At 51.6% G+C, this 14,749-nt stretch carries 14 protein-coding genes; 7 read left to right on the forward strand and 7 right to left on the reverse strand.

What is annotated here, in order from left to right; all coding sequences use genetic code 11:
• The first annotated feature begins 122 nt into the window (after positions 1 to 122).
• From HB779_RS17275 to HB779_RS17305, 7 genes are all read left to right on the forward strand, one after another.
• Positions 123 to 1,007 (forward strand): PD-(D/E)XK nuclease-like domain-containing protein, encoded by an 885-nt coding sequence (locus tag HB779_RS17275; RefSeq protein ID WP_188343492.1) that lies wholly within the window; start codon positions 123 to 125, stop codon positions 1,005 to 1,007.
• Positions 997 to 1,200: a hypothetical protein gene (locus tag HB779_RS17280; protein WP_188343493.1), complete on the forward strand. Its 204-nt coding sequence runs from the start codon at positions 997 to 999 to the stop codon at positions 1,198 to 1,200. The genes HB779_RS17275 and HB779_RS17280 overlap by 11 nt, the downstream gene beginning before the upstream one ends.
• Entirely contained in the window at positions 1,163 to 2,101 is a 939-nt protein-coding gene (locus tag HB779_RS17285) for a recombinase RecT (protein ID WP_188343494.1), read from the forward strand. Before HB779_RS17280 ends, HB779_RS17285 begins: the two co-directional genes overlap by 38 nt.
• Complete coding sequence (locus tag HB779_RS17290) at positions 2,102 to 2,308, forward strand: hypothetical protein (protein WP_188343495.1); 207 nt, start codon at positions 2,102 to 2,104, stop codon at positions 2,306 to 2,308.
• Positions 2,305 to 2,847, forward strand: a complete 543-nt coding sequence (locus HB779_RS17295; RefSeq protein ID WP_188343496.1) for a hypothetical protein — start codon at positions 2,305 to 2,307, stop codon at positions 2,845 to 2,847. The genes HB779_RS17290 and HB779_RS17295 overlap by 4 nt, the downstream gene beginning before the upstream one ends.
• Positions 2,848 to 2,877: 30 nt before the next feature.
• A complete protein-coding gene (locus HB779_RS17300) occupies positions 2,878 to 3,246 on the forward strand; it encodes a hypothetical protein (protein ID WP_188343497.1) in 369 nt (122 codons plus the stop codon).
• An 85-nt stretch (positions 3,247 to 3,331) separates the two neighbouring features.
• Entirely contained in the window at positions 3,332 to 3,670 is a 339-nt protein-coding gene (locus HB779_RS17305) for a hypothetical protein (RefSeq protein ID WP_188343498.1), read from the forward strand.
• 121 nt (positions 3,671 to 3,791) lie between these two features.
• On the opposite strand, the gene HB779_RS17310 is transcribed toward HB779_RS17305, so the two are convergent.
• The 7 genes from HB779_RS17310 to HB779_RS17340 form a co-directional block, all read right to left on the reverse strand.
• Positions 3,792 to 4,052, reverse strand: coding sequence for a hypothetical protein (locus HB779_RS17310; RefSeq protein ID WP_188343499.1), 261 nt, complete (start codon positions 4,050 to 4,052; stop codon positions 3,792 to 3,794).
• The gene (locus HB779_RS17315; protein ID WP_188343500.1) at positions 4,049 to 4,240 is read right to left on the reverse strand and encodes a hypothetical protein; all 192 of its coding nucleotides are present in this window, start codon (positions 4,238 to 4,240) and stop codon (positions 4,049 to 4,051) included. Before HB779_RS17315 ends, HB779_RS17310 begins: the two co-directional genes overlap by 4 nt.
• Before the next feature lie 54 nt (positions 4,241 to 4,294).
• Positions 4,295 to 4,537 carry a hypothetical protein gene (locus tag HB779_RS17320; protein ID WP_188343501.1) on the reverse strand — a complete coding sequence of 81 codons (243 nt, stop codon included), beginning with the start codon at positions 4,535 to 4,537 and terminating at the stop codon, positions 4,295 to 4,297.
• Between the two features lie 114 nt (positions 4,538 to 4,651).
• The gene (locus HB779_RS17325) at positions 4,652 to 5,275 is read right to left on the reverse strand and encodes a class I SAM-dependent methyltransferase (RefSeq protein WP_188343502.1); all 624 of its coding nucleotides are present in this window, start codon (positions 5,273 to 5,275) and stop codon (positions 4,652 to 4,654) included.
• Between the two features lie 78 nt (positions 5,276 to 5,353).
• Positions 5,354 to 7,318 (reverse strand): hypothetical protein, encoded by a 1,965-nt coding sequence (locus HB779_RS17330; protein ID WP_188343503.1) that lies wholly within the window; start codon positions 7,316 to 7,318, stop codon positions 5,354 to 5,356.
• 11 nt (positions 7,319 to 7,329) lie between these two features.
• Positions 7,330 to 8,100: a hypothetical protein gene (locus HB779_RS17335; protein WP_188343504.1), complete on the reverse strand. Its 771-nt coding sequence runs from the start codon at positions 8,098 to 8,100 to the stop codon at positions 7,330 to 7,332.
• 42 nt (positions 8,101 to 8,142) lie between these two features.
• The gene (locus HB779_RS17340; RefSeq protein ID WP_188343505.1) at positions 8,143 to 14,739 is read right to left on the reverse strand and encodes a hypothetical protein; all 6,597 of its coding nucleotides are present in this window, start codon (positions 14,737 to 14,739) and stop codon (positions 8,143 to 8,145) included.
• Positions 14,740 to 14,749: the final 10 nt, after the last annotated feature.

Here is a 14,749-nt window from a genome sequence, read left to right on the forward strand (position 1 = left end):
GTTAACGAAATACCCTAGCTTTTGCTGAATTTTAGAAATTCTGAAATTCACTGTTGACTGTTGATGCATGTTGCGCATAGTGTTGCGATATACACAACAATGCAACATATGGAGCAACACCAATGAATGATATCGCAGTCAACCCGGACATCAAGCCCGGCATATATGGCGGCATTCCAAACGAGGCTTATCACTCTGGTCCCGGCATTTCTAAGTCTGGTCTTTGGACCATACAGACGAAGACACCGGCGCACTACAAGTTCCCCCCGATTGTTGAGGAAACTACTCAAACAAAAGCAGTCAAAGATTTCGGAACTGGCGCGCACCTTGCCATCCTTGAGCCTGAGCTTTTTGAGAAATTGGTTGTTCGCGGTCCTGATGATCGTCGCGGCAACAAGTGGACCGATCTTGCCGAAGGTTGCAAACTTAGCGGGAAGCTTTTGCTTGTGTCTAAGGCATACGATGAAATTCTTGCCCTTCGCGACAGCGTTCATGCCGATCCTTTTATCAATGGGATCATAACGGGCGGCAAAGCGATGGTTGAACCATCAGGCTATGCGATTGATCCTGTCACTGGATGCCTTTGCCGGGTTCGTCCTGATCTTTATCGCGAAGACTTGGGGATTATTCTTGACGTTAAAACAACCGAGAGTGCCCACCCTGACGCCTTTGCGCGAAGCGTAATCAATTACGGTTATCACGCACAGGAAGCTTTCTACTCGGATATTTGGGCCTCCCTGAATAAACCGGTGAATGGCTGGGTATTCCTAACCTTCGAAAAGAAGTCTCCTTACGCCGCCGCCGCCTATGAGCTTCCGCCGTCCATCGTGGAAGAAGGCCGCGCCACGATGCGCCAAGCGCTCGACAGGTATGCGGAATGTACAAAGACCAACCGTTGGCCTGCATACGGAGAAGGCGTTCAGGAACTCACATTCAAGCATTGGGCTTACCGTCTGACAGATGCGCCGAACGCACTGGACGAACAACAGGCGGAAGATGCCGCTTGACCAGGATGCCAAGAACTTCTGGAGCGCTGCCTATTTTTATCGCCTCGCTCCAGATCGAAACCGCTCCATGGCAATCAAAATCTTGGAGCATGTCAGAAACACCGGAACAGGCAAGGCACAAGCCAGCGCCGCCGCACTCCTGAAAGATATCGAAAATGTCACAGACAACAGCACTGCAGACGACGGGGCCTAAGCCACCCGTTACGCTTCGCACTCGCCTTGATCAGATGACCCCGGAGTTCAAAAAAGCACTTCCCGGTCATATTTCGGCAGAGAAATTTGTGCGAACAGCACAAACAGCAATCGCCCTCACCCGTAATATCGAGAAGATAAAAAACCCTCAATCTCTGCTGGCTGCTTGTACCAAAGCCGCAGCCGATGGGCTTGTGCTTGATGGACGTGAGGCCGCATTGGTCGTGGATTATAATGGCGAGGTTCAGTATCGCCCCATGATGCGCGGCCTTCTAAAGCTCGCGTATAACTCTGGCGAGATCAGAGGCATCGTGGTTGAGATCGCTCGGAAAGGCGATGTGTTCCGTCACTCTCCTACCAATCTCTCCCAACCAATTCATCATGAAATCAACCATGAGGGAGTACGTGGCGATCCTCATACGGTCTATGCCCTCGCTGAATTGAAGGACGGCGGTATTGTTCACGAGGTCATGTCTGTCTCTGATGTTGATCGCATTCGCGACCGTTCAGACGCCTACAAGGCTTTTCTCGCCAAGAAGATAAAGTCTACGCCGTGGTCTACTGATTGGTCGGAAATGGCACGAAAGACCGTGTTCCGCCGTTTGTCAAAATATCTTCCATCCAGCAGCGACAAAGACGCATTTCATCAAGCCGTTGAGCGCGTTGATGATGATTACTCTTTCGACGTGGACGCCGCAACAGATGAACCAGCTAAGCCAGCCCCGGCAGCAAAAAAACGTGGCGGAGCGGCGGCGGCGTTGAAGAATGTTACGCCGCAGGAGAAGCAAGAGACACAAACCGAAATCGCAACCGAGTACCCGGATCAGGAAAACTACGACCCTGATACGGGAGAATATTACGACGACGGCGACCACAGCCAGCGACCCGACGAGGATATTTAAATGGAGATCACCACCATTCCAGAGATTTCCCGAGTGGAAATCCGTAACGGCGGCAAGGCGCAAATACTTCGTGCTGCGACCGAACTTGAACGGTTGGCTGGAGAATTGAAGTTTATCGCCGGGGCCGAGCGCGACGAAGAGACGGCGATGATCCTTGCTCATCACAAGATCAAGGCAACATCGCAGAAGTTACGAGGCAAGCAATGAAAATCGAGGAAGGAAAATTCTACTATAGCCGTGATGGCCGTAAGGTTGGTCCGATGCGGCGCATCATGCAGCGCGGTCTAAAGTTTCCTTGGAGCGGTCAATTATCAGACGGCTCAAAAGCCACCTACAACGAGGATGGGGAGATTTACAAAGGCGCAATATCAAGTGTCGATATTGTCAAGGAATGGATCAACCCGGATAGCGATACGAACTTTCACGAGATTACAAAGGCGCAGCCAGCCGTTATCTCTAGTCCTATGTATGGAAGCCTAGCGGGCATCCTACAGGCCGCACACGATCAGGCAGCAACCGGCAAGGGACATGGGCGACACGCCGACGAGAAGCCATTCTTGGAGCAACCGATAATGGAAATCGCCCGCATGCTTGGCGATACCGGAGGCCACTCCTATCAGATCATGAAGAAGGCCCAAGAGGCTAATCGCATGGTGAAGCGCAAACAGCATGACGCGGCTGTGCGCGAGTTTTTAGGCGTCATCAACTATGCAGCGGCAGCAATCCTGCTGATCCGCGAAATCTAAACCACCCAGCCAACAACGGAGAATATTCCCATGGCAAATCAGACTGGCATTGCAATCACAATCCGCGCTTTCCTACAGACCGGCAAGACGCTGGACGAGCAGTTCAACGCGCTCAGCATCGTAAAGGCGGCACATGAAACAGGCGATTATTCAGCACTGCTAAAGGCCGCTACTGTTGATGAAGTCAAGACGGAGCAGAGGACGCGGCGCGTCGAAGACACCCCACCAGTGACAACGACGACAGATGATCAGACGACAACAACAGTCACGAATGAAACCACGTCAGAAACAAACACGGTCGCGACCGATCTTGACGACGCAGATCAAAGCGAAGCTCCAGACGACGCAAGTGTACCGGAGTTTATCAAGAACGACGCGAAGAAAAATAAAGCTGCCTAGTATGTTGTGATTTTCACAACACTTTGTTACAAGGAGGACGTACCGTTTAAACGCGGGCGTCCTTTTTCTCATATGGAGCAATGGTATGGCTAAGAGCATAACTGCTTGCCAAGAATGTGGAAATCACATCAGCGACCATCGTGACGGTAAATTGTTCTGTTCGACCGTATGCCGCCAGAGCTTTAACAATCGCCGGATGAAACGCGGCGCAGAGCTATATGATTTGTTCCGCGCGTTGCGCCGTGAACGATCAGATGCAAAGCAACTCAATATCTGGACTGAAATGTGCCGCCTTGAAAAGCAATGGAATGATCAGGATGTTTTAGAGCGGCCAGATCGAAAATCCTACATGTCGCCAAAGAAAGCCCTCGCCAATCTTCTTGACAAGGGATCATTGCCACGTGGCGATATTCTGGTGAAGTGACTACCAGCAGCCTTGCTTGCGGCCAAAGGCATTATGCGATGCCGTCTGTTCGGCAAAGGGCCGGTCATTCTTGACGATGTATTGACGAGTGCCAGCGCTGGGCGTCAATGCCTCCCATCCATCACAAACACTCGCCGTTGCGCCACACCCCATCAAGCTTGCTGCACAAGCCAGCGTCATCAAGATTGCGAATATTCTCATTGGTTGTTTTCCTTCCACGTAAAACCTCTACGGACCTCTCCAGCGTTTCAACGCGAGCAGCCCCGTAACCCGCCCTGTACAGGCCATAACCCGCGAGCAGCAGGATAATGACACCGGCCAAAGCCATCCAAGCCCATGCCGGTATTTTTGACAGGGTGGCCCGCACAGCGAGCCAAGTCATTTTGACCACCCGAAGCGGCGAGCAAGCGCGTAAGCGCCCTCAGCAACACCCATCAGGCCAAAGCCTACAGCGGCGGCAATGTCAGGATCATTTGCGATCAGGTCAACGATGTCTTGAGGAAGAACGCTCTTCAAAGCTAGATATCCGGCGATATAGCGAAGAACGATGCGGATGATAACGCTGGTCATTTCGAAGCCTCAAAGTTTGATGAGGCCGCACCGTTGACCGACAAGAGTTGAAAATTAAACTCCCGGGATAGACCAGCCACCCGCGACGGTAAACTTGAACACAACGCCTATGAACAATATCAGGATTACCCAAATGGCTTTGACAATATGACCGTTCAATCGGTCCACGCTTTTTTCTATCCTACCAAGGGCTTCTTTGATGTGAGGCGTTTGTGCCTCAAGAACGGTAACACGATCTTTCACGTCATTGATCCTCCCATGGAGTTTTTCAATCTCTGCGCGTGTAGTTTCATCCATAATACATGAACCTCAATACCGTTCCAGTTTTATCGAGGTATAAGAGAGGATGGTTGACCACAAGAATAAGGCCACCCAATGGGTGGCCCTTCATTCTCAATACATAGAATTGAATCAGCGTTTTTTACGAACGGCCAGATCGCAGAACATATTGCGCTCAAGAGCGAAGCCGATAACCTCGTAACCACCCTCCACAATTAGCTGGTTGGCAACCTGTACAACGCCATAGCCCAATTCACCGGCATGATCGTACATGATGTAATCATTGAAAATGATAATCCCATTGTCTTTGATTTTCTTGTCTGCCAATGCGGCATCAAGCTTGACACCCTCGTATTCATGATCGCCATCAAGATAGATCATGTCAAAATACTTGTCGGGATATTTCGGCAGCAAGTCCCAGCTCTTGCCGATTTCAATCTTGACAGGCTGGCCTGCGAAACGATCCTTGAACCATTCCGGATGCGTCTTATCGCCGAAAATTTCCTTTGGGTCTTTCCCCCACAAAGAAGGCCATTGATGGATCGTAAAGAGATCGAAGGCGACGAACTCCGCTGGCTTCAAAGTTTGCAAAAGGAACTCGGAGAAATTGCCCTGAGCAACGCCTATTTCCGCAATCACCTTGCCGTCTTTCAAATCTGAAAGCGAGGAAACCATGTCTTCTCGGTTCGCAAAAAGACGTGCGTTCCCAACATGTTCCGCCGTTAGTGTTGGGTACTCTCTCCAAACATAAGTCATCAATTCCACCTTTTGATTAAGGCTTAACGGGTATCAAACAAAGCAGTGTCGATCAACATGGTTTTCGCCGCAATAGCATCATACACGCGAAATTCTCATGACTGTTCCAGCCGCCGCAATACTTGCCCCGCCGCCATTACATCTTGCTTGAAGCTTAATCACACACGTACCGGATGCGCCAATCTTGAAACGAACATTATTCGAACTGGTTGCAGCACCGCTTGCAAGTGCATATCGAGTATCGCTGTAGAATGTCGATCCGTTGATAAACAAAACATTGGCAGAGCCAGACGCCTTGCTAATCGTATCTGTGATGTATTCGGAGGTTGCGTCTTTCGTGAATGTTGACATGAATTCTACAAGGAATTCATCGTTCCTCCAAACCGTGCCAAGGTCTATAGAAACAATATCGGTAGCGGTCGATGTAACAGCAACCACGGCAACATTGCTTGCTCCCAAATCAACGACGACACCCTTGCGACGGTTATTCGCTCCAGTCGATAGGTCCTGATATTCAATGGCACCTGACGGAAGATCACGCCATAGGCCGCGCTCATAAGTGACATCGTTCGTTGTGCCGGATAGCTGCACGCCGTTTTTTACACCCGAAAATTGAGGCTTCGTAACAGAGCCGCCATTGCAATCGATGAGCGTAATTCCGTTGAACTGTTCTGCCGTTGTCACGCTTCCATCTGCAAGATTAAAAATCTTTGGTTCCGTGATATTGAAACGAGGACAATTCGTAAGCTGGATCGCCGTAGAAACGTAACCAGCAGGGGCATAGGACCACTTGTGTAGCTGCGGATTGATAATGCAAACGTCAAAGAAGTCCTTCCCTACTACGGCTTCTCTGAACACATTGGCATGACACGTATCCAAGACAAGCATCGGGAACTGTACGCCGCCAACTCCTGGGGGTGTATCGGTCGCCAAATCCCAGCCTCGATTGCACAGGACCGCGATGCAATGCCGGAAAACATAGCCCTCCCAATGGCCGCGTCCTCTCCAAGCAATGTCAGCAGAGTAAACATGACAATCCATAAATACCGGATCAGTGGGCGCGGCCCGCTGGAAAGGATCAGTGGCATGATAGTCCGCAACCAAATCCCAACCGACTGACATGACGGTATTTGTAACTTGCGCATCAGCCTGATACGGATTGCCGCCTTGACCGGACATAATGACATCGTTGCAAACAGGGCGATTTACGTTCGTGAGTTTGATGCCGTTCTTAAAACCATTCTGCATATGCCCCACAGAACTGATTGATGTTCCGTGAACGCTTACTTTATCCATGCTGAAACGATGTGGAACGCGGAAAAATTCAGCATCCGCCGCGCCGAACTTCACAGACAATGCGTTTGCAACGCTTGCCTGTGTGGTTAGGAAACTGAAATTTTCCATCGTGACAGGCGTGGCGTATCCGTCATTCACAATCGACAACATGTATTGATTGGCAGCAACGCCGATATCGACAAGGCCAGAAATCCCACGGCCCACACCACGAATGCTGACGGCCTTATTTGTCAGGGTAATCGCGCTACCAATGCCAAAACGGGTTGTAAACTTGACCGGCCAACCGAAGGCAAACGCGGCTTCGACAGCCGCCTTATCATTAACAACACCACCGCCAACGCCCCCGAACCATTGAGGCAACAGTTCGCCATCGTGTGAACGCACGAGCGCCGCTGTAGTCGCGGGAACACCGTCAATTTGTAGGTACATCCCTTCAAGTGGGTCCAAGGCAAGCAGGCCGGTGAAATCACCATACACAACAGTGAATGGCCCTTCTCGGCGTAACTCAGCCAGATACACCGTCTTGGTACGAGTGATATCAATAGCCTTGGCTTGCGCCCTAGTTCCCGCAAACGAAGATTTGCTATCAAGTTCGGATCGTTTGGCAAGCGGCGTACCACCCAGCGTCAAGCCGTCCATCACATGGATCGTCTTATCCGTAGTGTTGTGAATGAACTCGCTTGCTGCGCCTGCAAACAACTGGATTTGCGCGGCTGTACCTCGACGGTGCTGGACTTGAGTTGACATACAGAGGTTCCTTATGGGGTCACAGGGTCAGTTACGAACCCGTAATCTCGATCAAAATAAGTGGTGCCATCGGTCACGTAGCCGTAATCATAGGCATGACCATCAGGGAAACCGGTGAAGCCCGCGGTTGCGGCCTCGACCAAGTCTTGCGCTCTTTTAGAAGATGTCTCAGAGCTTGCCGCCGCCGCTTCCGAGCGGGCGGTGAAATTAGATACGGCAGGTATGATGCTGTCTATTTCAACGTGGATTTCCTGATCTGCTGCAATGCGGGCATAACTCTCCCGCTCAATGGCTTGAGCATTTGCTGCATCACCGACAATGCGTTGATTGCTCTCCTGAATGTCAGCGGATATACGGGCGATCTCTTCGTTTTTGATCTCTGCTTTAAGGCCTGATATGTTGCCGCCAAAGCGATCAGATGCCTCTTTCAACTGCTGGTCTCGCATCACCGCAAGGTCAAACGCGCTTTCAACAGTTTCAGCAAAATATGGACCTTGATTTTCTAGGTCTACCTCTTGAACAAAGGGGACATTGCGCAGGAAAGTTATGCTCTCCCCGACAACAGGGGCCGCGACCAAAGCAATTTGACCGCCGTTCTCGTCACCTACATCAGATACGATGTAATCGGCATCAATCCGAAGCGTTGTTTCGGTCCCGTCAAACTTGGTTTTAATCGCTGCAATATGCTTTTCGTCAAGGATGCGAAACCCATAACTAAAGATAGTCGTCACGCCGTTCCCAGCGTATGGACCTGATCTATCAATTTCGCTTGAAACAGTCATGGTGCCTCACATCAATCTGTGAGGCACCTTAAGTGCCAATGGTTATTTCCCAATCTTGCCTAATATGTATTCCAGCGGGGAAACGTTCTCACCTTCCGCCTGACGCCATCCCGCATCTACGATGCGATTGATCTGTGTGGCTGGAATACCAGTCGCAAGACTTGTTCCGGCGATGATGGCTTTGACATCGGATTTCTTCACATCGCCGTCAGCAAATATTGCCGATATGATATTCGCCGTGCCGATTGACCCTTTAGCGGCCTCACCCACTATGCCACCATATGCCCCGCCACCGTCAAAACCTTGCAATGCGCTTGCTCCGTCACGAATGAATGGGATGGTTCCCATGATGGAGAAACCCGTTTGCTTTGCGAGGAATTTCAACCAGCCATCATCATCCTCACCGTCATCGCCTCCGGGCAACTGGCCCTTGATCGCAGCAGTAACGACAGCTTCAAGCGCAAAGAGAAAAGTCATGTCCAGCGTCCACGAAAGCGCCTCTTGCGCAGACTTGGCGTTAAATCCCTCTTGTCCGATTGTCCGGCCAGCCTTGGCAGATCGTTCATATGCCACGTTGAATTTTGCGAACATGTAGGAGCCGAGTGCTGTAAACAATCGCACAACATCATTCTGCCGGGCATTGCGGCTCACTGAACCGCGTTCTATGGCGGATCGATCAGGGAACAGGCCCGACGCTTGCGCGCGCTTCACAATGTCATCAGCATGCGCTATGGCCTTGGTCTCGTCATTCCCGAATTTCTGCAAGCCTTGCTGATATCCACCGATCCACGTTGGAACATCGACTAAATGCCATTGAACTTTTGTCATCAACCAGAATGACAGAGGGCCAATGATTTCTGACTTTATTTCTCCCCATCGGGTGGCGACGGGTCCCGTTTTCGGATCTGAATAAAAATCGTAGATATCTTTGTTAAACGTGGTTTGACGAGTAGCCATATAGGGCGACCGGGCCGCAACGTCATTCGACATTGCAACAGGACTTGCAGCGGCCTTCATGATACCGATCACCACATTCTTCTTGCCAGCGACAACCATGGATTGAGACAGACCAGTAATCTGCATTGCTACAGTAACAAGGTTAAATGCGAGCTTGGCAGCAGTGAAATTTGATTTCAGGGTGCGCGACATCCGGCTGACGAGATCGGCGGATTTCAGTTCGCCTTCCGCAACGTCCTTCAACCAAATTTCCAAGGCGTCAAAGTCGGCCGATTTTCCAGCCTCCATGAACGCGCCGCGCACCTTTGTATCTTGCAGAATACGCCAAGAATTGGATACCGCCTCGCTCAATTCGAGATCATAAACGACTTGGTTGATGTGTCTGTGCAGCACGGACATATCAAGTTCAATGTCACGCCCTGATGATTGAGCGCGTTCCTTGGTATGACCATTGCGTGTCTGCGCTTTGCCGAACCGGCCAGCTTGTAGAGATTGCGCGATATCCTGCGCTGCATCATCGCGAGCAAGTGACGAAAGGCGCGGATCATACTTGATTGGGTAGTATCCACCCTTTAAAGTTTTACCGGCAATGTCGATGGGGCTGGCCTCGACCCATTGCGGCTCAACGCCGGTCGTGCGGCGCTCGCGGGCCGCAATGTCATCCCGGAACGATCCAACATAGTCCCATACCGATTGTATGAAAGCCGCATCACGCGCATCAAGCGTCAATAGAACGGCGTTCACTTGATCTTCACTCAGCGACCCGCGAACCTTCGGATCAGTCAAACGCTGGAAATTGCCAGCATTACCAGTGTTGAGGGCTACGGCGATCCGTTCCCACTTCGACAATGCATAACCTAGTTCAGGCATATGCTCGCGGACGGACATGCTACGACGCTCTGCTTTTGAATAAACATCGTAGAGCGCTTGAAGATCAGAAGCGGCCTGTTCCTTGCGGACGATCAGCCGGTTCATAGCCGCATCAATCGGAGCTTTCAAATTCCGATAGGCTGCGCCCATATCTTCGAACCCGTCAATCTCACGCAACAGTGTTGTAGCGTTCAACACGAGATCAAAAAATTGACGTGTTGAATTTCGCAATGCTTCGCGCTTACTACCGACACGACCAGGAGGACGCTTATTTGTGTTCTTTTCGAACGCCTCAACAATGTCGGTCGTAACCGCTTCTAGCTCGCGTTGCTGTTGGGCATCAATTAATTTATCCCACCGTGTGGCTACATGCTCTAGGTTCTTTAACGTATCAATTACGCCGCGAAGTTCCTCAACAGACAGAGTTTTGTAGGGCGCACGGCTTGACCTCAACAAAACATCATCAGGAATTGAAAGCTCATTCTCGCGACCGGCTGCTTTCATTGCCTCGACATACGCATTCAACGCGCCGCGTCGATCCTCCGCAGTCGCGCTGAGTTTGCGAAAATCATACTGATCAAGCATCTGGTCAATGGCAGCAAGATAATCAATTTGCGCGTTTTCGCGACGGCCAGAACCCGCTATACGCTCACGCGTTGATTTTTTTCCCAGCTTGGCAACAAAATTTTCAGCCTTCTCAACCTCATCTGCAACCTTCCGGGCCTCTGAGTATAGGGCATGATTGAGCAATTGACGGCGCTTTACCTCAATAAGGCGAGTAACAGTCTCATTGTAGTTTTTCGTACTGGAATTAGCACGTTCAATCTGAGGTGCGACGACATCCACCGCACCTTCTTCACGTATAGCCTCACGCGCTTTTGTAGCGATCCGGCGACGGGCATTTCCCATCCACACAGCCTCACGCGACAACATTGCACCGAGGCGGGCAGCTTCCGCAGCAGCCTTCCGTTCAGCAGCAAGAAACCTATTGGCATTCATGGCATCACGGACACGCATGCGTGACAGCGTATGGCGGGCTGACAGGCGGGCTTCCTTTGCCGTCATGCCGGTCCCTGTTCCAGCGACGTCAATCACAGCTTTCAATTCCGCTGCGATCCATTGACCGCGCTTATCATTATGCACGGCATCAAGGGCTTGCGCTTCCGCAGTTCCATCATTCAAAACGTCGCCATGGCGTTCGCGCATGACCCTATCAGTTTCCGCGTCAATGGCTTCGTTGCGTTTGGGTGCGCGCTCCATGGCTTTAACCATCTCGTCACCACTATTGAAGCCAAACCATCCGGCAGCTTCGTCAGGATCAAGACCACCATCCACAGCGTACATTGTCTGTTTCCCGCGTGGCAGGGGCTTCAATACGCCTTCGCCATACCTTTCAATAAGGATATCCTTCGACAGGCGGAAATCTGGCATTGCTTCTGGCTGACCTTCGCCAAGCCAGCGGCGATTACCCATCCATTCCATCGCGCGATAATAGCGATAGGTGTTGATTTCAGTTTCCACCTCATCGCGAACTATGGCCTTCTCTTCCCTGAAAGCTTTGTCACGCTCGCGTTTGATAGGAGCCATAGTCTCGCGCAGCAATCGTGCTTTGGCCTCATCTTCTGCCTGAGTTCGAAGCTTGATAAATGCATCATACTGATCGGGCGTAAGGCCCATTTCCTCAGCAGTCGCGAACAGTGGTCCAGTGTCGCCCGTTTCTGTCTTTGCGTCAGCGATTTCCTGATCAGACGCAAGCATGCGGTCAAAGACAGCATTGATCTCAGGCGAGGCGTTAACATTCAGGCCGGAAAGGCGACGATAGATAGAAATCAGCCATGACCGGAATTTTTCGAACGCCGTGCGCAAATCACTGGAAGGTGATTTTCCTTCCATCAAGTAAGCCTCAAATGCCCTCGCAAATTGCTCTTGCATGCCGACATCAATAGCCGCGTCTTTTGAAGCATCGCCGGTTGTGCTATTGTCTAGCGCAGCGATAACGTCATCAGCCGTGACATCACCACCCGCATCCTTGGCTACATCCGAAGCATTTGACCGCCACCAATCTTTGATAACATTAAAGTCTCCAGCGGCTTGCGGCTCTCCCGTAGAAGCCATGTTCTGCATGACGGTGAGGAAATAGTGACCACTCTCGTGCAGCATGGTGGACAAATCCGCAGTCTGGAAAAGTCGAATGATGCTGTCACCGTTGCCGACACCCCCGGCAGGGAATTGGATCAAGCCTCGTGGCCCCGCGCTACCATCTTGGAAAAGCAAGCCGGGCTGGCCGTATTTCTTCCCTTCTTCATCCCGCGCCTTCTCAAGCGCCTCACGGATTGCGGCGTCGTTATCGTCAAGTGACACACCGAGGCGCGAAAGGTATTCCTCGATTTTATCCAGATCAGAAACATCAGCAACGGCAGGATCGGCGGAGACAGAGTATTGAGCCTCCCCGCGTAGCTCGCGATCAATCGCGTCCCATAGTGGCCGGGAGATGTCTGGGGCCTGATTGCCACTTTCCAGTGAAGCCCTGTATTCGTTAGCTACGGGATCATCGGCCAGGAACCCGGCTTCAATGGCAGCGCGCGCGACATCATCAGCGCCATGCTTCTTGCCTGATCCGCCGAACATATCCTTCATACCAGAGGCGATACCACTACGGGCAAGCTTGAGTGACTTCTTTCCCTTGCCTCGCTTGACTGTCTCGGCATCACGCGAACGTAATTCGCCGCCAGTATCATTAATGCCGCCGTAATCTGAAATGAACTCAAGCAATGACTGCCTGCTATCGCGAGTAGTCCGGCGATTGCGCGCCTCGGCAAGCGTCCGGCTCAATTCATCGACATTACGCAACTGCATGCCATCTGGCCGCTCGCCAGTTACTTCCGGCAAAGGGTATCTCTGCATAAACTCTTCCGTGGTCAGGCCGGAACGTTCGGCCATGACCCTATAAAATGCAGGGTACAGAACAGCTTCCGTCGTCGCCACGTCGGTAGAGCGACCAGCTGCGCGTAGGCGAGATACCATCGTGTCATAGATTTGCTGCTCAGATGACCGGTACTGTTCTTCATCAAGACGCAGATTTTCGGCAACGCGCCAAGCTTCATTCATCGCATCTTCTGCACGCTCATTGAATGCCTTGGCTTCTGCAGAAGTAAATTCATCAGGATCGAAGCGCATGTTCTCCATAAGGAAAGCATCATGTTCCGACCCGGCGATTTTTGTGGCGTATGTGGCAGTTGGTATTTGAAGGTCCCCGCCACCAGCTATTGCCACATCAAGATCATCGCGTGACATGCCCTCAAGGCCGTCAACAAGCTCATGAGGATCAATTCCGACACTCTGAAAATACTGAACAAACTGCTCAGCCGGAACATAGATATTCTCAACTGGTCCATTTGCTGTCGCAGCTTCAATGAATTGGCGAAACTTGTCAGGCATTCGGTTACGCAATGCAGAGTTTTGAGCCTGCCCCGAAAGTTCCTGAAACAAAGTTTGGCGAGCCTCAGCGGCGCGGGCCTTTCTGCGATCCTCAAGGAAACCACGACCACCAACACCAGCAGCCTCAACGGGAGCGGTCACAAACTCGGCAAGCGCCTCTATGATGACATCCCGCATATCAACGGAGCCATTTGTAGCCATCTGCGCACCGGCTTCACCAGCACCGCCCATGAAGGCTTGCGTTACTGACTGCAATACCATGTCACCAATAGGACTTGCTGCAAGCTCTTTGCCCGCCACGCCGCCAGACAAACCATCCATAGCGCCGACAATCAGGCCGCGTATTGCACCGCGTTGTGCGGCTTCCTGCATAAGCGCCGGATCGGATATGACCTTTGCCGCGCCCTCCGGGGTGGATATGTCAATTCCCTTGCTCTGAAAGAACGACGATGGTTCTGTGTATCGCTCCTGAATACCGGACTGGCCACCAAGAGCCACCGCGCCAAGGACAGGGCTACGAGTTGCGGCGGTCACGCCAACAGCCGCAGCGATTGAGGGCAAGCTTTCCGCCGCAGTTTCCGTGAGGAAAGCCAGCAAGCCACCAGGATCAGAAGCCGCCTTTGTAGCGAAACTGGAAAGCTGATTCCACGGACCACCTTGAGGACCGCCAGCCATGAAATCGTCACGGAACCGCGCACCGGCTGGAGACATAGGAATGTCAGCAATTCGCTTGCCGATAATACCAACTTGCTGTTGGTAGTATTGTGCGGCCTTTTCTTGGTCGCGACCGAATAATTCGGCAATACGGGAATTGGCATATCGCGTACCGGCAAAAAACAAATCGTCTGGACCCGGTAACAATCTTTCAGCGATCACTTCGCCTTTGCCGTTGCGAATTGCAGACTGTTCAGAAAGGATATCTCCAAACGAACGATTTGCATCTTGCATACGTTCAAACGCCTGATCGGCCATAAACTGATTGTAGGATTGAGGGACACGTTTGACGCCACGGCTCAAAGCATTTCCGCCAGCCCCAAATGCAGTTTCCCACCATGACAGGCCGGAAAGATCATCCTTGGCAACCGCTGCATTTTCAGGAGTGCGCAACCATTCAGTCAGTCGCGGAGCGTTTGACAGGATGGTCTTGTTTTTCTGCTCTTCTATTTTCTGCTGAAAAATGTTCCGGTATTCCTTCACCAGTGGCGCAGGAGGAACCGGACTTCCAGTGACCTTGCCGAACTCATTGGCAAGGTTCAGATCACCGGCAACCTGATCAGGCGCATCGGTGGCCGACCCAAGAACTACATTGGCCGCGCCAACGCCACTCTGTTGCTTGCTGGCCTTCCACGAATTATAGTCCGCAATCGTATCCATTAAGGGGGCA

This window comes from Phyllobacterium sp. 628 (assembly GCF_014189505.1).
Taxonomy (GTDB): Bacteria; Pseudomonadota; Alphaproteobacteria; order Rhizobiales; family Rhizobiaceae; genus Phyllobacterium.